20 protein-coding genes are annotated in these 23,321 nt (G+C 70.6%); 10 read left to right on the top strand and 10 right to left on the bottom strand.

All coding sequences use genetic code 11. The features are described from left to right. Window positions 1–26 precede the first annotated feature (26 nt). The 3 genes from E3N83_RS18670 to E3N83_RS18680 are packed head-to-tail and all read right to left on the bottom strand — an operon-like array spanning window position 27 to window position 2,978. Entirely contained in the window at window positions 27–881 is an 855-nt protein-coding gene (locus E3N83_RS18670; RefSeq protein ID WP_151084623.1) for an SDR family NAD(P)-dependent oxidoreductase, read from the bottom strand. Continuing rightward, window positions 878–2,263, bottom strand: a complete 1,386-nt coding sequence (locus tag E3N83_RS18675; protein WP_151084624.1) for a class II fumarate hydratase — start codon at window positions 2,261–2,263, stop codon at window positions 878–880. Before E3N83_RS18675 ends, E3N83_RS18670 begins: the two co-directional genes overlap by 4 nt. A gap of 10 nt (window positions 2,264–2,273) precedes the next feature. Next, window positions 2,274–2,978 (bottom strand): spermidine synthase, encoded by a 705-nt coding sequence (locus E3N83_RS18680; RefSeq protein ID WP_151084625.1) that lies wholly within the window; start codon window positions 2,976–2,978, stop codon window positions 2,274–2,276. 127 nt (window positions 2,979–3,105) lie between these two features. On the opposite strand from E3N83_RS18680, the gene E3N83_RS18685 reads away from it, so the two are divergent. Further along, window positions 3,106–5,922 (top strand): FAD/NAD(P)-binding protein, encoded by a 2,817-nt coding sequence (locus E3N83_RS18685; protein ID WP_202879273.1) that lies wholly within the window; start codon window positions 3,106–3,108, stop codon window positions 5,920–5,922. Window positions 5,923–6,052: 130 nt separating this feature from the next. Here the strand turns inward: E3N83_RS18685 and E3N83_RS18690 are convergent, their stop codons facing one another. Beyond that, window positions 6,053–6,370, bottom strand: coding sequence for a hypothetical protein (locus E3N83_RS18690; protein ID WP_151084626.1), 318 nt, complete (start codon window positions 6,368–6,370; stop codon window positions 6,053–6,055). A gap of 107 nt (window positions 6,371–6,477) precedes the next feature. On the opposite strand from E3N83_RS18690, the gene E3N83_RS18695 reads away from it, so the two are divergent. Continuing rightward, the gene (locus E3N83_RS18695; RefSeq protein ID WP_151084627.1) at window positions 6,478–7,353 is read left to right on the top strand and encodes a MerR family transcriptional regulator; all 876 of its coding nucleotides are present in this window, start codon (window positions 6,478–6,480) and stop codon (window positions 7,351–7,353) included. Here E3N83_RS18695 and E3N83_RS18700 read toward each other — a convergent pair. Beyond that, window positions 7,341–9,050 (bottom strand): fumarate hydratase, encoded by a 1,710-nt coding sequence (locus E3N83_RS18700; protein ID WP_151084628.1) that lies wholly within the window; start codon window positions 9,048–9,050, stop codon window positions 7,341–7,343. The two genes, E3N83_RS18695 and E3N83_RS18700, sit on opposite strands and share 13 nt — an antisense overlap. A 63-nt stretch (window positions 9,051–9,113) precedes the next feature. On the opposite strand from E3N83_RS18700, the gene E3N83_RS18705 reads away from it, so the two are divergent. From E3N83_RS18705 to E3N83_RS18740, 8 genes are all read left to right on the top strand, one after another. Continuing rightward, a complete protein-coding gene (locus E3N83_RS18705; protein WP_151084629.1) occupies window positions 9,114–10,163 on the top strand; it encodes a LacI family DNA-binding transcriptional regulator in 1,050 nt (349 codons plus the stop codon). A gap of 158 nt (window positions 10,164–10,321) precedes the next feature. Further along, complete coding sequence (locus E3N83_RS18710; protein ID WP_202879274.1) at window positions 10,322–11,680, top strand: ABC transporter substrate-binding protein; 1,359 nt, start codon at window positions 10,322–10,324, stop codon at window positions 11,678–11,680. 114 nt (window positions 11,681–11,794) lie between these two features. Beyond that, on the top strand, window positions 11,795–12,769 hold the full coding sequence (locus E3N83_RS18715) for a carbohydrate ABC transporter permease (RefSeq protein WP_202879275.1): 975 nt from the start codon (window positions 11,795–11,797) through the stop codon (window positions 12,767–12,769). After that, window positions 12,766–13,641: a carbohydrate ABC transporter permease gene (locus E3N83_RS18720; RefSeq protein ID WP_151084631.1), complete on the top strand. Its 876-nt coding sequence runs from the start codon at window positions 12,766–12,768 to the stop codon at window positions 13,639–13,641. The genes E3N83_RS18715 and E3N83_RS18720 overlap by 4 nt, the downstream gene beginning before the upstream one ends. Further along, window positions 13,638–14,990 (top strand): GH1 family beta-glucosidase, encoded by a 1,353-nt coding sequence (locus E3N83_RS18725; RefSeq protein ID WP_151084632.1) that lies wholly within the window; start codon window positions 13,638–13,640, stop codon window positions 14,988–14,990. Before E3N83_RS18720 ends, E3N83_RS18725 begins: the two co-directional genes overlap by 4 nt. Before the next feature lie 19 nt (window positions 14,991–15,009). Beyond that, window positions 15,010–16,092 carry an ABC transporter ATP-binding protein gene (locus tag E3N83_RS18730; protein ID WP_151084633.1) on the top strand — a complete coding sequence of 361 codons (1,083 nt, stop codon included), beginning with the start codon at window positions 15,010–15,012 and terminating at the stop codon, window positions 16,090–16,092. Window positions 16,093–16,129: 37 nt separating this feature from the next. Next, window positions 16,130–17,182 (top strand): TRM11 family SAM-dependent methyltransferase, encoded by a 1,053-nt coding sequence (locus E3N83_RS18735; protein WP_151084634.1) that lies wholly within the window; start codon window positions 16,130–16,132, stop codon window positions 17,180–17,182. Between the two features lie 10 nt (window positions 17,183–17,192). Continuing rightward, window positions 17,193–17,828 carry a DUF1707 SHOCT-like domain-containing protein gene (locus E3N83_RS18740; protein WP_151084635.1) on the top strand — a complete coding sequence of 212 codons (636 nt, stop codon included), beginning with the start codon at window positions 17,193–17,195 and terminating at the stop codon, window positions 17,826–17,828. Here the strand turns inward: E3N83_RS18740 and E3N83_RS18745 are convergent. The 5 genes from E3N83_RS18745 to E3N83_RS18765 form a co-directional block, all read right to left on the bottom strand. After that, window positions 17,809–19,077, bottom strand: coding sequence for an ABC transporter ATP-binding protein (locus E3N83_RS18745; protein ID WP_151084636.1), 1,269 nt, complete (start codon window positions 19,075–19,077; stop codon window positions 17,809–17,811). The two genes, E3N83_RS18740 and E3N83_RS18745, sit on opposite strands and share 20 nt — an antisense overlap. A gap of 8 nt (window positions 19,078–19,085) precedes the next feature. After that, window positions 19,086–19,934, bottom strand: coding sequence for a carbohydrate ABC transporter permease (locus E3N83_RS18750; RefSeq protein WP_151084637.1), 849 nt, complete (start codon window positions 19,932–19,934; stop codon window positions 19,086–19,088). After that, complete coding sequence (locus E3N83_RS18755) at window positions 19,934–20,887, bottom strand: carbohydrate ABC transporter permease (RefSeq protein ID WP_202879276.1); 954 nt, start codon at window positions 20,885–20,887, stop codon at window positions 19,934–19,936. Before E3N83_RS18755 ends, E3N83_RS18750 begins: the two co-directional genes overlap by 1 nt. Beyond that, window positions 20,884–22,206, bottom strand: a complete 1,323-nt coding sequence (locus tag E3N83_RS18760) for an extracellular solute-binding protein (RefSeq protein ID WP_151084638.1) — start codon at window positions 22,204–22,206, stop codon at window positions 20,884–20,886. Before E3N83_RS18760 ends, E3N83_RS18755 begins: the two co-directional genes overlap by 4 nt. A gap of 136 nt (window positions 22,207–22,342) precedes the next feature. Next, window positions 22,343–23,311: an alpha/beta fold hydrolase gene (locus E3N83_RS18765; protein WP_238342978.1), complete on the bottom strand. Its 969-nt coding sequence runs from the start codon at window positions 23,309–23,311 to the stop codon at window positions 22,343–22,345. Between the last annotated feature and the right edge of the window lie 10 nt (window positions 23,312–23,321).

The raw sequence follows: 23,321 nt of genomic DNA on the forward strand, positions 1-23,321 counted from the left end.
CAGAGTGCTGGGCGGGACCGGCTGACTCAGCCGGCCCCGCCCAGACCCACGAGCCGCGAGCTGACGTCGTACAACCTCTCGCCCAGGTCGTCGTCGCGGGCCAGCGCGGAGGGCTCGCGGAGGCGGTTGCGCTGGTAGTAGCCACCGCTGCTGCCCTCGACCTCGGCACTGCGTGCGAGGTAGGCCAGCCGCGAGCCGCCGACCTCGGGGCTCTCCATCTTCCACCGCTTCAGCACCGCGAGCACGGGCTGGGCGAACCACGGCGCACCGCTCCAGATGTTGGTGGCGATCGCGCCGGGGTGCAGCGAGGTCACGGTGACGCCGGTGCCCTCGAGGCGGCGGGCCAGCAGCCGGGCGGTCATCACGTTGGCGAGCTTGGAGCGGCCGTAGGCCCGCATGATCGAGTAGCCGTGCTCGAAGCCCAGGTCGTCGAAGTCCATGGTCCCGGAGAAGTGGGCCTCCGAGGACGTGAACACCACCCGGGCCGGCGCGCTCTCGACCAGGCGCTCTCGCAGCAGCTCGGTCAGCAGGAAGCCCCCGAGGTGGTTGACCGCGAACGTCGCCTCGATGCCGTCGGCGATCTCGGTCCGTCGGGAGAAGACGGTGCCGGCGTTGTTCACCAGGACGTCGATGCGGTCGCAGGTCAGGAGCAGGTCCTCGGCCAGCCGGCGTACGGCGGCCTGGTCGGCGAAGTCGCAGAGCAACGAGTCGACGCGGCATCCCGGCTGCTCGGCCCGGATCCGGCCCACGGCCGTCGCCGTCTTGTCGGGGTTCCGGCCGACCAGGACCAGCCTGCAGTCCGGCTCGGCCGCGGCGAGCTGGCTCGCGCACTCCAGGCCGATGCCGTCGCTGCCGCCGGTGATCACGTACGTCGTCCTCACGGGTGGGTCATCCCGTCGACGTCGAGTGCCTCGTCCAGCTGCTGCTCGGTGAGCTCGCCGCGCTCGACGTAGCCGAGGTCGAGCACTGTCTGCCGGATCGTGGCCCCGTCGGCCAGCGCCTTCTTCGCGATCGCGGCCGCGGCCTCGTAGCCGACGTACTTGTTCAACGGCGTCACGATGCTCGGCGACGACTCGGCGTAGGCGCGCATCCGGTCGACGTCCGCGGTGATGCCGTCGACGCAGCGGGCGAGCAGTCGTGAGGCGTTGGTCAGCAGGCCGATCGACTCGAGCAGGTTGCGGGCGATCACCGGCAGCATCACGTTGAGCTCGAAGCTGCCCGAGGCGCCGGCGAACGTGATCGCGGCGTCGTTGCCGATCACCTGGGCACAGACCTGGAGGGTGGCCTCGGGGATCACCGGGTTGACCTTGCCCGGCATGATGCTGGAACCGGGCTGGAGGTCCTGCAGGTGGATCTCCGCCAGCCCGGCGGTGGGGCCGCTGCCCATCCAGCGCAGGTCGTTGCAGATCTTGACCAGCCCCACGGCGTAGGTCCGGAGGACCCCGCTCAGCTCCACCAGGGAGTCCTGGGTGCCCTGGGCCTCGAAGTGGTTGCGGGCCTCGGTGAACGCCTCGCCGGTCTCGTCGGACAGGTGGGTGATCGTGGTCGCGGCGAACGAGGGCGGGGTGTTGATGCCGGTGCCGACGGCGGTGCCGCCCAGGGGCAGCTCGCGGACCCGGGGGAGCACCCCGGCCAGTCGCTCCCGGGCGTACGACGCGGTGGCGGCGTAGCCGCCGAGCTCCTGGCCGAGGGTCACCGGGGTGGCGTCCATCAGGTGGGTCCGTCCGGACTTCACGGCGTCGGCGTACTGCTCGGCCTTGGCCGTCAGGGCGGCGGCCAGGACCGCGACCGCCTCGTCGAGCCCCCTCGAGGCCAGCGCCGCGGCGACGTGGATCGCGCTCGGGAAGGTGTCGTTGGAGGACTGCCCTGCGTTGACCACGTCGTTGGGGTGGCACTCCACGCCGGCGCGTGCGGTGAGCGTCGAGACGACCTCGTTGACGTTCATGTTGGTGCTGGTGCCGGACCCGGTCTGGAAGACGTCGATCGGGAACTGGTCGTCGTGCTCCCCCGCGGTGATCTCCTCGACCGCGGCCACGATCGCGTCGCGCTGGGCCGGGGTGACGACGCCGAGGTCGGCGTTGGTCCTCGCCGCGGCGGCCTTGATCCGGGCGAGCGCCTGGATCAGCGGCGGGTCGAGCGGGCGACCGCTGATCGGGAAGTTGTCGACGGCGCGCTGCGTCTGGGCCCGCCAGAGGGCCGCGACCGGCACCTCGACGTCGCCCATCGAGTCGTGCTCGACACGGGTCTGGGAGTCCGGGCTCATGGCCTCGACGCTACCCGGCCGCGGACGCCTCGGGCCGGCCGGCGGCGGGCCGAGCGACGTAGAGCCAGTAGTGCTCGTCGCGTTCCTGGAGCCGCACCTCGTGGGTCTGCTCCTCGGCGTGGCCGAAGCTGGCCTCGAGGTCCGCGAGCAGCTGCGGGGCTGGTCCCGCCGACCACACCACCAGGGCGCCGCCGGGGGCGAGGGTGCGGCGGACGACGTGCAGGAACGGCACGTCGTACAACGCGGCGTTGGCGTCGTGCACGAGCTGACCCGGGCCGTTGTCGACGTCGAGCAGGACCACGTCGTAGGACGCCGGGCCGGCCTCGGCGACCGCGGTCGCCACGTCGGCCACGATCACCCGGGCCCGGCGGTCGGCCAGGAGCTGCCGGCCGTGGGGGACCGTGCCGTCGCGCATCCACTCGACCAGGGCGGGCTCGATCTCGACGACGTCGCAGTGCTCGACGCGCCAGTCGCCGAGCACCCGGTCCAGGGTGAAGCCCAGCCCGAGCCCGCCCACCAGCACGCGTCGTGGCTGCTCGACGGAGGCCAGCGCAGCGTCGGCCAGGGCCTGCTCGGAGCTGTGCTCGGCGGTGTCCATGACGAAGACGCCGTTGGCACGGAGCTCGAGCACGGCCGGGCCGTCGGTGCCGGTCCGGCGCCGCAGCACCAGCTCGCCTCGCTCGGTCACGCTGCGCGCCACCTCGTCGTACCCCATGGAGCAACCGTAAGGTGCGGAGCATCCCCGGCGCGTCCGGGAGTTGGTGCCACCGGTCAAAGTAGAGTAGATAAGTAGAGAATGGCTGGCTCGCCCGGGAGCCGGCCGCCAGCGAGAGAGGGTCCTGATGGCTGAGATGTCGGGGGGTCGACCCACGCCGCACGTCGTGGTGATCGGCGCCGGCGCGGCCGGCAGCCTCTCGACGCTGCACCTGGCACGCCGGGCCCGCCGTCGTGGCACCGCGCTCGACGTGACCCTGCTCGACCCCGCGCCGTACCGCGCGCGCGGGACCGCCTTCGGCACCACCGACGCCCGCCACCTGCTCAACGTCCCGGCGAGCGGGATGAGCGCCCTGCCGGAGGACCCCGGCCACTTCGTCGCCTGGCGTGCCCGGGCCCATCCCGACCTGCGGCCCGAGCCGGGTGTGTTCGCGCCCCGGGAGCAGTTCGGGCGCTACCTCGACGAGACCCTCGGCGCCGCCTTCGGTGACGACGTACCGCTCGGGCTCAAGCACGAGCGGGTTCGTGCCGTCGGGATCCGCCGGGTCGGCGAGGGGCTCAGCGTCGAGACCGGCGACGGTGCCGAGGTCCGCGCCGATGCCGTGGTGCTGGCGACCGGCGAACGCAGCCCCGGTGTCGGGTGGGCACCCGGAGCGCTGCGCGACTCGGCGTTCTTCGTGCCGGACCCCTGGGCCCCCGGTGCGCTCGACGTCGTACGACGTGCCGCGGCCGGCCCGCCGGACGTGCTGCTCGTCGGCACCGGCCTCACGATGGTCGACGTCGTGCTGTCCCTGAGCGGCGACGACTCGCGCCCCGACCGACGCCTGCACGCGGTCTCTCGCGGCGGGGAGCTGCCCCGGCGGCACGCCGACGAGGTGCAGCTGGCCGCGATCCCCGAGATCGACGACTGGGGCCGCACGCTCGCCGACTACCGCGTGCGCGCCGCCGACCATCTCGCCCGGGTCCAGCGCGCGACGGGTGACTGGCGGCCGGGCGCCGACGGCCTGCGCACGGTCGTCCAGGCGCTGTGGCAGCGGCTCGACGAAGCCGATCGCGAGGAGTTCATCCGCACCGACGCCGGTGCCTGGGGTCGTCTCCGCCACCGCATGCCGCCGACGTCGGCGGACCTCCTTGCCGCGCTCGAGGCCGCTGAACGGCTCACCCGCGTCCCGGCCGAGGTGGTGGCCGCCGAGCCGCTGACCGGCGGTGGGCTCCGGGTCACGCTGTCCGACGGCACCGCCCGCGACGTGGGCTGGGTGGTCAACTGCACCGGCACCAGCGCGGCGATCGTCCCCGGGGTGGACCCGCTCGTCGACGCCCTGCTGACGACCCGCGGTGGGGTGGCCCTGGCGCGGACCGGCACCGCCGGGCTCGGGCTGGTCACCGTCGACGGTCGGCTGCGCGACTCCACCGGCACCACCGAGGCACCGATCTGGACCCTGGGCGCGCTGCGCCGCGGCGAGCTGTGGGAGTCGACGGCGGTCCCCGAGATCCGGACGCAGGCCGCCCAGCTGGCCGGCGCGGTGCTCGACGAGGTGGCTCCGCTGCCCCGGCGGCTGGCCGACGGCCGCCTGGTCGGTGGGCACCACCCCCGGGCCCGCCCGCGGGACCCGCTCGGGCTGCCGCTGTCGACCACGGCCGAGGCCGCCGCCTCCTACAACGCCGGCCTCGAACGCGTGATGCGGCTCCAGTCGGGTGGGGAGCAGCTGCTGCTCGAGGCGGTCGCGCTCGACCCCGGCTTCGCGGTGGCGCACGCCGCCCTGGCGATGCTCGGCCACGAGGCCGGCGCCGACGTCGATGTCCGGGCCTCGCTGGAGGCCGCGCGCACGGCGGCCCGGGCCCGCGCCGACGAGCGTGAGCGCAGCCTGGTCGACGTCGTCGGCCGCCGGGTCGAAGACGTCCGCCGCTCCGGGGCCACCGCGCTGATGAGCCACATCGCCCGGCACCCGCGCGACGTGCTCGCCGTCTCGGCAGCCGTGCCGACGATCGCGTTCTCCGGCGTCACCGACCTCCAGCAGGAGGCCTGGGAGCTGGTCGAGGGGCTCGCGCCGGCCTACGGCGACCACTGGTGGTACATCTCCCTGCTCGCGTTCACCCGGCAGGACCAGTTCCGGCTCGACGAGGCGGGGCTGCTGGCGGAGAGCGCCCTGTCGTGCGAGCCGACCTCCGGGCACGCCGTACACGCCCAGACGCACGTGCTCTACGAGACCGGCAAGCACGACGCCGGCCGGGCCTGGCTCGACCACTGGGTGACCGAGAGCGGGCGCGCGGCCAGCCATCGGGCGCACTTCTCGTGGCACGCCGCCCTGCACGAGCTCGCGCTCGGCGACACCGAGGCGGTGCGGCAGCGGTACTACTCCCAGCTGGCGCCGCCGACGGTCACCGGGGTCCGCGCCCTGATCGACTCCGCCTCACTGCTCTGGCGCTGGACCGTGACGACCGCGGGCTGGGACGCCGCCGCGGGATGTACGGCGTTCCCGGGCGAGGCCGCGCCGCCGCCGGTGGAGTGCGTGATCGAGGCCGCCGGCCCCGACCTCGTCGACCACCCGGAGACGCCCTTCGTCGCGCTCCATGCGGCCGTCGCCCTCGCCGCGGCCGGTGACCTGCCGAGACTGGCCCGGCTCCGCGACGAGTGCCAGGGCTCCTCGGAGCTGACCACCCGGACCACGGTGGCGACGGTCTGCGACGCCCTGCTCGCCGCCGGGGAGCAGGAGTGGGGCCGGGCCGCGCGGCTGCTCGCCGACGTCCTCCCTGGTCTCCCGCGGGTGGGTGGCTCGGCCGCCCAGCGCGAGATCGTCGAGGAGACGCTGCTGTTCTGCCTGGTCAGCGACGGCCAGGCCGAGCGGGCGCTGACGCTGCTCGACGGCCGCCTCGACCGCCGTACCTCGCCCCTCGACCAGCGTCGGCAGGCCTCGCTCCGGCCGCCGCTGGGTGCCTCCGTCTGAACCCTGACGACTCCGCCCACGAGCGTCGGGCCGCGCCCCGATCGGGCCGACACGGAGGCCGCCGTGGGGCCGCTCCCGGTTCGGGGCTGGGAGCGGCCGCCACGGCGGTGTCGGGTGGATCAGGACGGCATCAGCACCAGGGGTAGACGAACAGGCTGCTGCTTCCGGCCCGGTGGTCGGCCAGCACCACGCTCAGCGGGAGCGGGTCCGGGAGGGCCGAGACATCGGTGCCGGCCCGGGGGGTGACGCCCAGGGCGACCGCGGTGGCGATCGGCAGCCCGCCCCGGGCCACGTCGTCGAGGAGGCCGGCGCTCTGAAGGGTCTTGATCCCCGCGTGCATGCACGCGACATCGGGCTTGCCGGCCGGCCTCGCGGAGGCGTGCGCGGGGAGGGCGACGGTGGCCACGGCTGCGCCGAGAGCGGCGAGGGTAGCGAGACGGGTTCGCATGGTGACTCCTTTGTCCAAAGTTTGTCGTAGGTCGGTGCGAGGAAGTCTGCCGACTGTCCCGGGTTTTGTCCAGCCTTTGTCCCAGGTAAGCGCTAGAGTGTCCCTCCGTGTACTCCGTCCAGCACGCCGCCCGGCTCACCGGGATCGCCCCGGACACGCTGAGGATGTGGGAACGCCGCTATCACGTGGTCGACCCCCAGCGCAGCGACGCCGGCTACCGGATGTACGACGATGCCGCGCTCGGCCGGCTCTCGGCGATGAGCGCGCTGGTGGCGGCCGGCTGGTCCCCGCGGCTGGCTGCCGAGCAGGTGAAGTCGGGCACCGCCACGGTCGGCAACGCCGTACCCGCTCCGCACGGCCCGCTGGACCTGCTGGTCTCCCTGGCCGCGGACCTCGACCCGGTCCGGTTGGAGACCGAGCTCGGCCGGGCCTTCGCCTCCGCGCCGTTCGAGACCCTGGTCGAGGACTGGCTGATGCCCGCCCTGACCCGCCTCGGCGAGGCCTGGGCGGCCGGCAGAGGATCGGTGGCGGGTGAGCACTTCGTCTCGGCCGGGGTGCAGCGCTACGTCGCGCGCGTCTTCGACGAGGCCGAGCCGCAACCAGGCGCTCCGCGGGTGCTGGTCGGTCTGTCCCGTGCGTCCCGCCACGAGCTCGGCGTGCTCAGCTTCGCCGCCCTGCTGCGGCGCAGCGGGGTGGAGGTCGTCTACATCGGTGCCGACGTGCCCTCCGACAGCTGGGTCGTGGCAGCGGCCGCTGCCTCGGTCGGGCACGTGGTGCTCGGCGTGCCGACAGCCGAGGACGTGCCGGCCGTCCGCGACACCGTGGCCGCACTGACCGCGGCGGCACCCGACCTCAGGATCCACGTCGGGGGCAGCCACCAGGACCGGATCGGTCCCCCTGCGCACCGGCTCGGCCACGGGCTCGTGGCGGCAGCGCGCGGGCTCGCTGCCGACGCGGGGATCGACCCCGGTCAGCTCTCCTGAGATCGGACCCGGATCCCCGCGAGAGGCACGGTGACGGCGCCCGACGGGTCGGTGAAGAAGTCGTTGCCCTTGTCGTCGACCACGATGAACGCCGGGAAGTCGACCACCTCGATCTTCCAGACCGCCTCCATCCCGAGCTCGGGATACTCCAGCACCTCCACCGAGGTGATGCAGTCCTGCGCGAGCCGGGCGGCGGGGCCGCCGATCGAGCCGAGGTAGAACCCGCCGTGCTCGGCGCAGGCCTCGGTGACCTGCTTGCTGCGGTTGCCCTTGGCCAGCATCACCAGTGACCCGCCGGCCGCCTGGAACGTGCGGACGTAGGAGTCCATCCGACCCGCGGTGGTCGGCCCGAAGGACCCGCTCGCATAGCCCTCGGGGGTCTTCGCGGGGCCGGCGTAGTAGACGGCCATGTCCTTGAGGTACGACGGCATCTCCTCGCCGGCGTCGAGCCGCTCCTGGATCTTGGCGTGCGCGATGTCGCGGGCGACCACGAGGGGCCCGGACAGTGAGAGGCGGGTCTTCACGGGGTACTTCGTCAGCTCGGCCAGGATCTCGGCCATCGGCCGGTTGAGGTCGATCCGCACGACGTCGTCGTCCAGGTGCTCGTCGGTGGTCTCGGGTAGGTACGACGCCGGGTCGGTCTCGAGCTGCTCGAGGAACACCCCGTCGGCGGTGATCTTGCCCAGGGCCTGCCGGTCCGCGGAGCAGCTGACCGCGATCGCGACCGGGCACGACGCTCCGTGCCGGGGCAGCCGGACCACCCGCACGTCGTGGCAGAAGTACTTGCCACCGAACTGCGCGCCGATCCCGAAACCTTGAGTCAGCTTGAAGACCTCTTCTTCCAGCTCGAGGTCGCGGAAGCCGTGCGCCGACAGGGATCCCGAGGTCGGCAGGTTGTCGAGGTAGTGCGCCGACGCGTACTTCGCGGTCTTCAGGGCGAACTCCGCGCTGGTGCCGCCGATCACCACGGCGAGGTGGTACGGCGGGCATGCGGCCGTGCCGAGCGAGCGGATCTTCTCGTCGAGGAAGGCCAGCATCCGCGCGGGGTTCAGCACCGCCTTGGTCTCTTGGTAGAGGAACGACTTGTTCGCCGAACCACCGCCCTTGGCCATGAAGAGGAACTTGTACTCCGGCGTCCCGTCGTGCGACGGGGTCGAGTAGAGCTCGATCTGTGCGGGCAGGTTGGTGCCGGTGTTCCTCTCCTCCCACATCGTCAGGGGCGCGAGCTGGGAGTAGCGCAGGTTGAGCTTCGTGTAGGCGTCGTACACGCCCTGGCTGATCGCCTCGCCGTCGTCGGCGCCGGTCAGCACGCCCTCGGACTTCTTGCCCATCACGATCGCGGTGCCCGTGTCCTGGCACATCGGGAGCACGCCGCCGGCGGAGATGTTGACGTTCTTGAGCAGGTCGAGGGCCACGAACCGGTCGTTGGCGCTGGCCTCGGGGTCGTCGATGATCCGGCGCAGCTGGGCCAGGTGTGCCGGGCGCAGGTAGTGCGCGATGTCGTGCATCGCCTCGGCGGTCAGCCGCCGGATCGCCTCGGGCTCGACCTCGAGGAAGGTCCGACCGCCCGCCTCTAAGGCGGTGACACCCTCGGTGGTCAGCAGCCGGTACGGCGTCTCGTCGGCGCCGATCGGCAGCAGGTCGGAGTAGTGGAACTCGGGGCCCGCCGCGGCGGTGGAGGGAACAGCAGCGCTCACCCCAGCAGCGTAGCGAGGGGTCACGCCAGTGCAGTCGTGCGCCTGCCGTGCCACACTTCCGCCGTGTCCCAGCCGCCGCGAAGTCCCTCGCGAGCGCGACCGGCGCCCACGCTCGAGGAGGTCGCGGCCCGCGCCGGGGTGTCGCGCGCGACCGCCAGTCGGGTGCTGCGTGGCCAGTCGAACGTCAGCGACGAGGCGCGGCAGGCCGTGCAGGCGGCGGCTGCGGAGATCTCGTACATGCCGAACAAGGCCGCCCGGGCTCTGGTCACGGGGCGCAGCGACTCCGTGGCGTTCCTGGTCGACGAGTCGGAGGAGCGGATGTTCACCGACCCGTTCTTCCTCGGGATGCTCCGCAGCGCCCAGGGGGCTGTCGCCGCCGCAGGGCTCCAGCTGGTCTTCACGGTGACGTCGCGGCGTGAGGACCATGCGCAGTTCCTCGCCTACGCCGGCGGAGGGCACGTCGACGGCGTCCTGCTGCTGTCCCTGCACGGACAGGACCAGCTGCCCCAGCAGCTGGAGGCGCTGGGTGTGCCGACAGTGCTCAGCGGTCGCCCGTTGAGCGGCGACGAGTCACTGTTCTACGTGGATGCCGACAACACGGGCGGCGCCGAGATGGCCACCAGGTTCCTCCTCGCGACCGGGCGCGACGTCGTCGCCACGGTCGCCGGCCCGCAGGACATGTGTGCAGGGCAGGACCGTCTCGCGGGCTACCGGCTCGCTCTCGAGGCGTCCGGCCGCGCGTACGACGAGGGCCTGGTGGCCGCGGGTGAGTTCACCTCCCAGGGTGGACATGCCGCGATGACCCGGATCCTGGCCCGGCGGCCCGACGTGCAGGCGGTGTTCGCGGCCTCCGATCTCGCCGCGATCGGTGCCATCCGGGCGCTCGAGGAGCACGGGCGCAGCGTCGGCCGCGGTGCTGACGACGTGGCCGTGGTCGGCTTCGACGACATCCGGGACGCCGCCCAGCAGCGACCGGCGCTGACCACGATCCGGCAGCCGATCGCGGAGCTGGGGGCCACCATGAGCAGGCGTCTCCTGGAGCGCCTGACGGGTGACGAGCCGCCCCACCGGACGGTCCTCCCGGTCGAGCTCGTGGAGCGCGAAAGTGCCTGAGCAAGCGGTTACCTAAAACTTCTTCGGCGGTTTCCCTTGACTTCGTGACGGCCGTCACAGCATCCTTCGGTGTGCGTGAGAGCGCTCTCACAGATCTCACGACAGCAGCAGCACCGAGCGGGGCGACCGCGCCCGGCCGATCAGGTCTAGGAGGACCCATGCGTCTGAAGTCAAGCGGGAGTCGGGCCGGGATGTCCCTGCTGGGCGTCCTGACCGTCGCGAGTCTGGCGATCTCCGGCTGCGGTTCGAGCAGCAGCACCGCCGCCAACGGCGGTGCCGGCACCGGGCCCTGCGGGACGACCGCCGACACCACCTTGACGGTCGGGCTGTTCGGCACGATGGGGTTCAAGGAGAACGGCTTGTGGGACGCCTACCACCAGGTGTGCCCCAACATCACGATCAAGGAGGACGACGTCGAGCAGTCGGCCGACTACTGGACCCGTCTCAAGACCCGCCTCGCGTCGGGCTCCGGACTCGACGACGTGCAGGGCATCGAGATCGGCTTCGTCGCCGATGTCGTGCAGAACCACGCGGACCAGTTCGTGAACTGGAACTCGGTGCCGAACGCGGCCGCGATCAAGTCGGAGTTCTTCCCGTTCAAGTGGCAGCTGGCCAGCACCACCGACGGCGCGAAGACCGTCGGTCTCGGCACGGACACGGGGCCGGAGGCGATCTGCTACCGCCGTGACCTGCTCAAGAAGGCCGGCATGCCCAGTGACCCGAAGACGCTCGCCAGTGCCTGGTCGACCTGGAACGGCTTCATCGACTTCGGCAAGCAGTACGAGGCCTCGGCCACCAAGCAGTCCGGCTCCCACTTCGTCGACAGCGCGGCCAGCATCTTCTCCACCGCCGTCTACCAGGGGAAGAACGCCTACGACGACGACCAGGGTCAGCCGGACGTCGCCAACAGTGACGGCGTGAAGGCCGCCTGGGGCTATGCGACCACCGCGGCGCAGGCGAAGATCACCGCCGGCCTCGAGCAGTTCTCTCCGACCTGGAACAAGGCGTTCTCCAACGGCGCCTTCGCCGCGCTGGCCTGCCCCACGTGGATGATGGGCTACATCCAGGGCCAGGCTGGTGACAGCTACGCCGGCAAGTGGGAGGTCGCGCCGGTGCTCCCCGGTGGCGCCACCAACTGGGGCGGCTCGTGGCTGGGGGTTCCCACCGCCTCGAAGAACAAGGCGGCAGCGATCGCCCTGGTCGAGTGGTTGTCGGCCAAGAAGCAGCAGGTGACGATGTGGACCTCGCCCAACCAGGGAGGCCACTTCCCGTCGAACTCCGAGGCGGCCGCAGACCCGGCGGTGAGCGGCGCCACCAGCGCCTACTTCAGCAACGCCCCGGTGGGCAAGATCTTCGGAGACATCGCCTCGCAGATGAAGATCCCGCCGATCGGGCTCTACGACACCCAGATCCAGCAGGCCCTGACCACGCAGCTGACCAACGTGGAGACCAAGGGCACGTCGCCCGACCAGGCGTTCCAGGACGCGCTCTCGGCGATCAAGCAGGTCACGGGCTGAGGTTGTGAGTGAGCGGACCGTCGGCACCTGTCCCCGACGGTCCGCTCACTCCTTCATGGACGCGCCGACCGCCGGGTCCGGACAATGACGACATCCGCCAGGAAGGGAGCTCACGTGACGCTTGCGTCCGACACCGCGCTCGACGCGCCGTCGGCTGCCTCGGGCACTCCCGCACGTCGTCGGCGGCGGTCGGCCGGGGGCCTGCCGGGCAGCCGGGTCGGCTACGTCTACGTGCTGCCGTTCTTCCTGGTGTTCGCCGCCTTCAGCGTCTACCCGTGGCTCGACACGGCCTGGGTCTCCCTGCACGACGTCCGGCTCTCGACCTACCACCACCAGACCTGGATCGGCCTGGCCAACTACCGCGACCTGTTCACCAACCCCTACTTCTGGAACGCCTTCCGCAACACCTTCACGATCGGGGTGATCTCCACGATCCCCCAGCTGGTGATGGCGCTGGGCATCGCCCACCTCCTCAACTACCGGCTGCGAGGGCGGACGTTCTTCCGGGTCGCGATCCTGATGCCGTACGCCACCAGCCTGGCAGCGGCGACGGTGATCTTCCTCGAGCTCTTCGACACCAGGCTGGGGCTGGTCAACTGGGCGCTGCACCTCGTGCACCTGCCGACGGTCGACTGGCAGGGGTCGAAGTGGCCGGCCCAGGTCGCGGTGTCCACGATCATCACCTGGCGGTGGACGGGCTACAACGCGCTGATCTACCTCGCGGGCATGCAGGCGATCGACCCGAGCCTGTACGACGCGGCGGCGGTCGACGGGGCGAGCCGGTGGCGGCAGTTCGTCCACATCACCATCCCGGGGCTACGCCCCACCATCCTCTTCACGATCGTGGTGTCGACCATCGGCGCAGCGCAGATCTTCGGTGAGCCGCTGCTGTACCACAACGGGAAGGCCGACGGCGGCACTCAAGGTCAGTACCAGACGCTCGGACTGCTGATGTACCAGCAGGGGTGGGTCAACGACCGCCTCGGTCTGGCGTCCGCGACTGCCTGGACGATGTTCGTGATCATCCTGCTCGCCGTCGTGGCCAACCTGTTGTTCGCCCGCTGGCGCACCGTCCGGGAGCTGCGATGACCGTCGCCGAGACCGGTCAGCCCCGGGTCCGGGTGAAGCCGCCCCGGGACACGGGGCAGCACGATGCCGGGTGGGTCACCTACCTGGTGATCTCGCTGGTCACCCTGGGTTCGGTCTTTCCCCTCTACTACACGATCGTGATGGCCTCACACACCAACGCCGAGATGTCCTCGGCGAACCCGCCGTGGGTGCCCAGCACGTCGCTGTTCTCCAACATCAAGGCGGCTCTCGCGATCGCACCGCTGAACAAGGGACTCCTCAACTCACTGGTGGTCTCCAGCGTGGTCACCCTGGGCACCGTGGCGCTGTGCACCCTGGCCGGATTCGCCTTCGCCAAGCTGCGGTTCCGAGGGTCCAACCTGCTCCTGGCCATCTGCATCGGCACGATGATGGTGCCGATGCAGATGGGAGTGATCCCGCTCTACATGCTGATGGCGCGGCTGGGCCTCGCCGGGCATCTGTCGGCCGTCATCCTGCCGACCCTGGTCACGGCGTTCGGGGTCTTCTTCATGCGTCAGTACATCAGCAGTGCTGTCCCGGACGAGCTGATCGAGGCGGCCTACATCGACGGCGCGGGACCCTTCCGGGTGTTCTGGTCCGTTGTGGTGCCCGCGGTCCGTCCGGCCATGGCCGTGCTGGCGATGCTGACGTTCCTGATGTCCTGGAACGACTTCTTCTGGCCGATCATCGTGCTCAGCTCGCAGAATCCCACCGTCCAGGTCTCCTTCCAGAGCCTGGCCACCGGCTATGCGCCGCAGCAGTCGATCATCATGGCCGGCACCATCTACGGCACCGTTCCGGTGCTGGTCGTCTTCGCATTGCTCGGTCGGCAGATCGTCGGCGGGATCATGCAAGGAGCAGTCAAGGGATGAGCACCACGCGCAGCTTTCCGGAGGGTTTCGTGTGGGGCGTCGGTACGGCGTCGTACCAGATCGAGGGGGCGGTCGCCGAGGACGGCCGTCGCCCGAGCATCTGGGACACGTTCTCCCACACACCGGGCAAGATCGCCCACGGTGACACCGGCGACGTGGCCTGCGACCACTACCACCGCTGGGTCGACGACCTCGACCTGCTGGTGGCGATGGGCATTCCCTCGTACCGGTTCTCCATCGCCTGGCCGCGGGTGATGCCCGACGGCCGCACGATCAACCAGCCGGGGATGGACTTCTACAAGCGGCTCCTCGACGGACTGCTCGAGCGCCGCATCGCACCCGTGGTCACGCTCTACCACTGGGACCTGCCCCAGGACCTCGAGGACCGGGGTGGCTGGCGGGACCGCGAGACCGTGGAGCTCTTCACCGAGTACGCCGTGGCGATGGGCAAGGAGATCGGCGACCGGGTTCCCGTGGTCACCACGCTCAACGAGCCGTGGTGCACCGCCTATCTCGGGCACGCCACCGGCGAGCACGCCCCGGGCCTGACCGACAACGCCCTCGCCTACGAGGTGGCCCACCACCTCAACCTGGCGCACGGACGAGCGGTCACCGCCCTGCGCGGCATCCTTCCGGCCGAGGCCCAGCTCTCGGTGACCCTCAACCTCCAGGAGGTGCTGCCGGCGACCGACCGTGCGGAAGACGTCGCGGCGGCGGCCCACGCCGAGGCGATCTCGAACCGGATCTTCCTGGACCCGATGCTCCGCGGCAGCTACCCCGTGGAGCTGATCGACTCCACGGCGCACCTCACCGACTGGTCGTTCGTCCGCGACGGCGACCTCGCCGAGGTCTCGGCACCGCTCGACTTCCTGGGCGTGAACTACTACTCGCCGGGCATGGTCACCGCGACGCCGGGATCGACGCCGTGGCCGGGCACCGACCGGGCCTGGCGGCACGACATGGACGCGCCCCAGACGATCATGGGCTGGGCGATCCAGCCGTCTGCGCTGACCGATCTGTTGGTCCGCACCCACCGCGAGTCCGGCCTGCCCCTGGTGGTGACCGAGAACGGCATCGCCGGGCACGACGCGGTCGGAGCGGACGGTGCGGTCCACGACACCCACCGCATCGACTACCTGCGGGACCACCTGGCGGCCGTCCTCGACGCCGTCGAGCAGGGGGCCGACGTACGGGGCTACTTCGGCTGGACCCTGCTCGACAACTTCGAGTGGGCCTGGGGCTACGACAAGCGCTTCGGGCTGGTGCACGTCGACTTCGACGACCAGACCCGCACGCCCAAGGACTCCGCCCGCTGGTTCAGCGGCATCATCGAGTGCAACGAGCTGTGAGCGAAGGACGAGGACGAGCATGGCCACGGTGAGCTTCAAGGGCGCCCAGCGCTGGTACCCCGGTGCCGACGAGCCCGCCGTGCCGGGGATCGACCTCGACATCGCCGACGGCGAGCTCATGGTTCTGGTCGGCCCGTCGGGCTGCGGCAAGTCCACGACCCTGCGGATGCTGGCCGGGCTGGAGCCGGTCGACGAGGGCTCGATCTTCATCGGCGACCGCGACGTCACCCTGGTGCCACCCAAGGACCGCGACATCGCGATGGTCTTCCAGAACTACGCGCTGTACCCCCACATGGACGTCGCCGACAACATGGCCTTCGCCCTCAAGATGGCGAAGATGCCGGCGGCCGAGCGCCGCAAGCGGGTGCTCGAGGCAGCAGAGATGCTCGGCCTCACCGAGCTCCTGGGGCGACGCCCGAAGGCCCTGTCCGGTGGGCAGCGACAGCGGGTTGCGATGGGCCGGGCGATCGTCCGCCAGCCGGCCGTCTTCTGCATGGACGAGCCACTGTCCAACCTCGACGCCAAGATGCGTGTCCAGACCCGGACCGACATCGCCAAGCTGCAGTCCGACCTCGGCATCACCACCGTCTACGTGACCCACGACCAGGTCGAGGCGATGACGATGGGTGACCGGGTGGCCGTGATGAGGCTCGGAGAGATCCAGCAGGTGGACACTCCGCTGAACCTCTACGACCGGCCGGGCAACCTGTTCGTAGCCGGCTTCATCGGCTCCCCCCAGATGAACCTCCTGCCGGCGAAGGTGGTCGACGGGGTGGCCCGCCTCGGCGACCACGACGTGCCACTGGCCCCGGACGCCCTCTCCAGGGCCCGCGGCGACGTGATCCTGGGCATCCGGCCGGAGGCCTGGCGAATCGTGTCCGCGGGGCAGGGTGGCCTGGCGGTGGAGGTGCTCGTCGTCGAGGAGCTCGGCGCCGACGGCTTCGTGTACGGCGTGAGCCACATCGCCGGCGACGCGCACGACGTGATCCTGCGGGTCAACGAGCGCGGCTCGGTGCGCAAGGGAGACGTCGTCCACATCGCCACCGATCCCGGTCGGGTCCACGTCTTCGACACGACCAGCGGAGCGCGCCTCAGCGACTGAGCTCCGGGCGTCGGCACGCCCTAGGCTCGGGCGCACCATGACGTCGTACGCCCTCCTCGTCGCACCCGCGGCCAACCGCGTCTACGCGCAGGCCGCACCGCGGCTGACCCTCGCCGAGCTCGCCGTGCTCGACGCGACCGTCGGGCAGGGGCGGCTCGGGCCGGCCGAGGTCGTCGAGCTGGCCGGGGTGCCGTACGTCGCGTTCGACGGCGACCTGACCACGGACGACCTGGCCCACGTGGCCAACGTGTCCACGGCGCTGGCGCTGTTCGAACGCCAGGGCGAGCTGCTACGTCCGGTCCCGCTGCACCGCCTCGACCGGTTCGACGACGACCTGCTGACGATCCTGAAGTACCAGGGCAAGACCAACGAGCTGTTCACCCGGATGCTGCTCAACGTCACCGTGCAGTCGTCGGGCGCGGCCGGGCGCGCGTTGACCGAGCGGCTCCGCATCCTGGACCCGCTGTGCGGTCGCGGCACCACCCTCAACCAGGCGCTGATGTACGGCTGGCACGCCGCCGGGGTGGACCTCGACGAGCGCGACGTCGAGGCGTACGCCGCTTTCCTGCCGACCTGGCTCAAGCGGAAGCGGCTCAAGCACACCGCCGACACCAGTCGCCTGCGCCGGGACGGCCGGACCCTCGGTCGGCGCTTCTCGGCCGAGCTCGCACCGGACAAGGAGTCCTGGGCGGCCGGTGCGGCGATCCGGGTCACCGTCGACCACGCGGACACGACCGCGGTCCCCGACATCTTCAAGGCCGCGAGCTTCGACGCGATCGTCACCGACGCGCCGTACGGCGTGCAGCACGGCAGCAGGTCCGGCGGCGCCCTGCAGCGGAGCCCGTTGGACCTGCTGGCCATGGCCCTTCCCGGCTGGGTCCGGGTGCTACGACCGGGGGGCGCGGTCGGGATCGCGGTGAACAACCGGACCAGCCCCCGCGCCGACACCCTGCAGGTGCTGGCCGACGCCGGTCTCCAGCCGCTCGACTCGGAGCCCTACCGCGGCTTCGAGCACCGGGTCGACCAGGCCATCGTGCGCGATGTGGTCGTGGCCGTGAAGGGCCCGGCCCAGGAGGCCGGACGGGGTTAGTCTGGCGACCATGGACACGCCCGACCCGTCCCAGCTGCGGATCTCCGACCAGGACCGTCACCAGGTGGCCGAGGTCCTGCGCGAGGCCGCCGGTGAGGGCCGGATCGACTTCGACGAGCTCGACCAGCGGCTCGAGGCGACGTACTCGGCGCGGACCTACGCCGACCTGGTGCCGATCACGCTCGACCTGCCGACCACCGCCGCCACCCAGCTGCCCGCGCGGGCGGCCGCCGCGACCCCGTCTCCAGTGGTGCCCGGCCCTGCCGAGGAGCGGCACGTCGCCATCCTGGGCGGTTTCGACCGCACCGGGGTCTGGGTCGTGCCGCAGCACCTCAGCATCTTCGCCTTCATGGGCGGCGTGACCCTCGACCTGCGGCAGGCCCGGTTCGCGGCGCGCGAGGTGACCGTCACCGTCAACGCGATCATGGGTGGCGCCGACATCACGGTGAACCCGCAGACCCACGTGATCCTCGAGGGCACCGGGATCATGGGCGGCTACTCCGGTCCGTCGGACCGCACGCCGGCCGAGCTCGGCGCCGACGCCCCGGTCGTGCGGATCCGCGGCGTCGCGATCATGGGTGGGGTCAGCGTCACCCGCAAGCCCGTGCGGGGTGACCGGCGGGAGCTCAGGCGCTCGGCTGACTAGCGCCTTCCTGCTCGGCGGGCGTCGCGACGGAGTCCTGCTCCTCGGCCACGGCCTCGGTGGAGGTGTCGCTGGGCACCGTGCCGGCGTTGGCGGCGTCGAGGGTGAGGTTCTCCCCGGTCGACGGGTCGAAGAGGTGCATCTTGGAGGAGTCGACGTAGATCTCCGCCTCGTCGCCCTCCTTGATCCGGCTGGAGCCGTCCAGGCCGATCACCAGCTGGGTGCGCATCGACTCGCCGTCGAGGTCGCGCTCGAGCTGGGCGAGCTGCTGCTGCACCTCGGCCGGGGCCTCGAAGGGGATGTAGGCGTAGGCCTCGTTGCCCAGCCACTCCACGACGTCGACCTTGGCCTTGAAGGTCGAGCCCGAGGTCTTGCCGGAGTCCATCACCGACGCGTCCTCGAAGTGCTCGGGCCGGATGCCGGCGATCAGCAGTCCCTTGCCCTGCACCCGCTTGGCCTTGTCCTCCGGGATGGCGACGGTGCCGAACGGCAGCTTGACCTGGTTGCCCTCGACGGTGGCGGGCAGGAAGTTCATCGGCGGGCTGCCGATGAAGCCGGCCACGAACAGGTTGCCCGGGTTGGTGTAGAGCTCGCGCGGGGTCGCGAGCTGCTGGAGGACACCCCGCTTGAGCACTGCGACCCGGTCGCCGAGGGTCATCGCCTCGGTCTGGTCGTGGGTGACGTAGACCGTGGTGATCCCGAGCCGCTTCTGGAGCCGGGAGATCTCGGTGCGCATCTGGCCACGGAGCTTGGCGTCCAGGTTGGACAGCGGCTCGTCGAAGAGGAAGGCCTCGGCGTCGCGGACGATCGCCCGGCCCATCGCGACCCGCTGTCGCTGGCCACCGGAGAGGTTGCCGGGCTTACGCTCGAGGTGCTCGTCGAGCTCCAGGGTCTTGGAGGCGTCGCGCACCTTCTTGTCGACCTCGTCGTTCGAGGCGCCGGCCAGCCGCAGCGGGAACGCGATGTTCTCGTAGACGGTCAGGTGCGGGTAGAGCGCGTAGTTCTGGAACACCATCGCGAGGTTGCGGTCGCGTGGCGCCAGGTCGTTGACCCGCTTGTCGCCGATCATCATGTCGCCGGAGGTGATGTCCTCCAGGCCGACGATCATCCGCAGCAGGGTCGACTTGCCGCAGCCCGACGGCCCGACGAGGATCACGAACTCCCCGTCCGCGACGTCGATGCTGATGTCGTTCACGGCGGGGAAGCCGTCGCCGTACTTCTTGACGATGTTCTTCATCTGGATGGCGGCCATGGAAATCCCTAACCCTTCACTGCGCCGGAGGTCAGACCGGCAACGATCTTGCGCTGGAACAACAGGACGATGACGATCACCGGGACCGTGACGATCACGGACGCGGTGGCGAGCTGGGAGTACGGCGGGTTGAACGGGTCCGGCCCGACGAAGAACGACATCTGGGCGGGCACCGTGCGGGACGCCGTCGTCGAGGTGAGCGACAGCGACAGCACGAACTCGTTCCAGGCGAAGAAGAACGTCAGGATCGCCGCGGTGAAGACGCCTGGTGCCGCGAGCGGGACGATCACCTTGCGGAAGGCCTGCCACGACGTCGCCCCGTCGACCTGGGCGGCCTGCTCCATCTCCCACGGGATCTCGCGGAAGAACGCCGACAGGGTCCAGATCGCCAGCGGCAGCGTGAAGGTCATGTAGGGGATGATCAGGCCGGGCCAGGTGTTGAACAGGTGGAACGTGCGCCACATGTCGAACAGCGGGCCGACCAGGGCCACCACCGGGAACATCGCGATCGCCAGGGCCATCGAGAGCACGAGCCGCTTGCCCTTGAACTCCAGCCGGGCGATGGCGTACGCCGCCAGCGTCGCGATGATCACCGCCAGGAAGGTGGCGATGATCGAGATCCCGAACGAGTTGCGCAGCGCCGCCAGGAAGTCGTGCGACGAGCTCTTGTCGGCGGTCATCCCGAGCAGGACCTTGTAGTTGTCCCACGTCGCGTGCTTGGGCAGGAACTGCGGACTGCCTGTCGACGTCTCCTGCAGCGACTTGAACGACAGCGAGACGATCCACGCCACCGGCAGGAGGCACCAGACCATGATCAGCACGAAGCCGACCCAGGTGCCGATTCCGGACTTCTTCATCAGCCCTCACCTCTCGCCTGAGCCAGGTCGACCTTGAAGAACTTCACGATCAGGTACGCCAGCAGCAGCACCGTGAGGAACAGCAGCACCGACAGGGCGGAGCCCATGCCGAGCTGGAACTGTTCGATGGATTGTCGATAGGTCAGGAACGACGACGACTCGGTGTTCTGGGCGCCCTTGGTCATCACGTAGATGTTGTCGAAGATCCGGAAGGCGTCGAGGCCACGGAACAGGACGGCGACCATGATCGCCGCCTTCATGTTCGGCAGGATCACCCGGAACAGGCGCTGGCTGGCGGTCGCGCCGTCCACCTTGGACGCCTCGACCATGTCCTCGGAGATCTGCGAGAGACCGGCCAGCAGCAGCAGCGCCATGAACGGCGTGGTCTTCCAGATCTCGCTGACCATGATCGCGAACATCGCGTGCCAGTGGTCGCCGTACCAGTTGGTCGTGCTGCTGATGCCCGGGAGCCAGCCGAACCAGGAGTTCACCCACCCGTTGTTGATCGAGAAGGTGAACTGCCAGGCGAAGGCCGAGACCACGGTGATGATGCCGTAGGGGATCAGGATCGAGGTCCGCATCAGGCCGCGGGCGAAAATGATCCGGTGCATCACCATCGCGAAGGCGAAGCCGATCACCAGCTCGATCGCGACCGTGACCACCATGATGATCACGGTGTTGACGGTGTCCTTCCAGAACAGCGAGTCACCGAGGATCGTGACGTAGTTGCCGACCCCGACGAAGGACTTGTTGCTGGGGTCGGTCAGCCGGTAGCGGAACAGCGACAGGTACAACGCCTGCAGCATCGGGTACGCCGTGACCAGCAGCATCAGGATGACCGCCGGGGCCACCAGCCGCTGGCCGAGGCGGTTCTCGGCGACCAACCGGTCGCTGAAGACGACCTTCTTCTCGGGCTGCTGGGTGGCGGCCGGCGTGGCGATGGTGGTGCTCACAGGAGGCTCTTTCCCTTGAGGACGTCCTCGATGAACGTCGCGGACGAGGAGGGCGTCGAGGAGTTGACCGAGGTCGGCGGGTGCCAGGTGCTCTGGATGGCTCCGGAGATGTCGCTCCAGTACGGCGTCACCGAGCGCGGGGCGGCGGCGTTGAGGCTGTCCTGGAACAGCTTGAGCAGCGGCGCCGGGTAGAGCTTCTGGAGCTTGGGGTCCTGATAGCCGGCCTCGCTGGCCGGCATGTTGCCGGTGAGCTCGGCGTTGATGCCCTGGTTCTCCGGCTTGACGATGCACGCTGCGGCCTGGCTGGCCAGGTCGACGTGGCTGGAGTAGGCGCTGACCCCGATCCCGATGCCGCCGTACGGCGGGGTGGAGGTCTTGCCGGCGACCGTCTCGGGATACATCGCGTAGCCGATGTCCTTGGCCACGGCCGGGTCGGTCGAGTCGTAGTTGTGCCAGATGTAGGTCCAGTTGACCATGAACGCGCCGTTGGAGGCCTCGAACGTGCTGCCGGCCTGGCCCTCCTGCGCGACGGTCAGGTCGGGCGGCGCCGCCTTGGAGCTGGCCAGCTCCTGGATCACCTTGGCGGCGTCGGCCCCGGCCGGGCTGTTGACGTCGACCTTGGCGTCCACGCCCTTCGAGGCGTCGGAGATCAGGGACCCGCCGGCGCCCGAGATCAGCGCGTTGATCCAGACGACGTACCCCTCGTACTTGTTGGCCTGGACCGCGACGGTGCCACCGTTGTCAGAGGCCGCCTTGATGATCTGGTCCCAGCTGACCGGCTTGCTCATGTCGATGTTGGCCTTCTGGACGAAGGACTTGCGGTACCACAGCACCTGGGTGTTGGACCAGAACGGATAGGCGACCAGCTGGCCGCCCCACGTGGCCGCGGCCGCCGCACCCTGGAACGACTGACTCTTGAGGGTCTGCTGTTCGGCCTGGGGGATCGGCGCCAGGAAGCCGGCGTTGGCCAGCTCGGCGGTGTACGGCGGGTCGATGCTCATGATGTCGATGCCGGAGTCGTGGGCGGCGAGACGTCGAGCGAGCTGGACGCGCTGCTGGTTCGCGTCCTGGGGGAGGGTCTGGGTGACCACCTTGTAGGCACCGTTGCTGGCCTTGGTGCAGGCTGCGGCGACCGCCGCCTGACCGCCGCTGTCGGGGTTGATGTACCAGGTGAGGGTCGGTGTGGCCCCGCTGCTGCCGCCGCACGCCGTCAGCACGCCGGCGGCCGTGGCCAGGACCGCCAGCGACCCGGTGAGGCGGCGGATCCTGGGGTTGCTGCGGTGGGGGTTCGATCCCCGAGCTCGTCTGAGCACGCGCATGATGCGCTCCCTCCACGAAAGTGATCACCCTCACATGTAGTCCGATTCCGGGTCGGTTACAAGCCTTGACCTGTTGCGACCGGTATGCGGGCAGGGTGAGATTTCACCCCTCGGGGTGAGGCTCTTCAGGCCCCGGTCATGCTCGGGCGACCACCCGCGAGATCGCGTCGACCAGCGTGGGGTAGAGGTCCGCGGGGAGGTCGTGGCCCATCCCGTCGATCAGCAGGAGCTCGGCTCCCGGCACGGCGGCCGCCGTCGCCCGGCCGCCCGACACGTGGACCATCCGGTCGGCCAGCCCGTGCACGACCAGGGTCGGCACGCGGACCCCCCGCAGCGCGGGGGAGCGGTTGGGCTGGGTGAGGATGGCCAGCATCTGCCGCAGGGCGCCTGCCGACGAGACGCCCCGGTCGTAGGCCTCACGGGCGGCCTCACGGATCCGGTTGTCGTCGTGGTCGAAGCCGGGCGAGCCGATCATCCGCCACATCGCGACGCTGGACTCGGCGTACGCCTCGCGACCCGGCTTGATCGGCCGCAGCATGGCCGGCAGCAGGCGGGGATGCAGCCAGCCCACGCTGCGCTTGCCGGTGGTCGACATGATGCTGGTCAGCGAGCGCACCCGCTGGGGCTGGTCGAGGGCCATGGTCTGCACGATCATCCCGCCCATGGAGACGCCGACCAGGTGCGCCGAGGCGATGCCGAGGTGGTCGAGCAGCCCGAAGGCGTCGGCACCGAGGTCGTGCAGGGAGTACGGCGGGCGGACCCGGCGCCCGGCGAACGCCCGGACCAGCATCCCGCGGGTCACCCGACCCCGACCCCGCGAGGAGCGACCGACGTCGCGGTTGTCGAACCGGATCACGTAGTGACCGCGGCGGGCCAGCATGGCGCAGAGCTCGGGATCCCAGAACGTCATCTGGGTCGCGAGCCCCATCACGAGCAGCATCGGCTCGTCGGCTGGGTCGCCGAAGGTCTGGTAGCACAGCTCGACCCCGGAGGCGACGGGCGCGAACAGCTCCCCCGAGGTGGCGACGTCGGGCTCCGTGGCGCCGGCCGACCCCTCGGCCGGGGGCAGCTCGGGGGACGCGGGCGCGGGGCTGACGGTGCTCACATACCCACCG

Origin of the sequence: Nocardioides cynanchi, from assembly GCF_008761635.1 — a bacterium.
Taxonomy (GTDB): domain Bacteria; phylum Actinomycetota; class Actinomycetes; order Propionibacteriales; family Nocardioidaceae; genus Nocardioides; species Nocardioides cynanchi.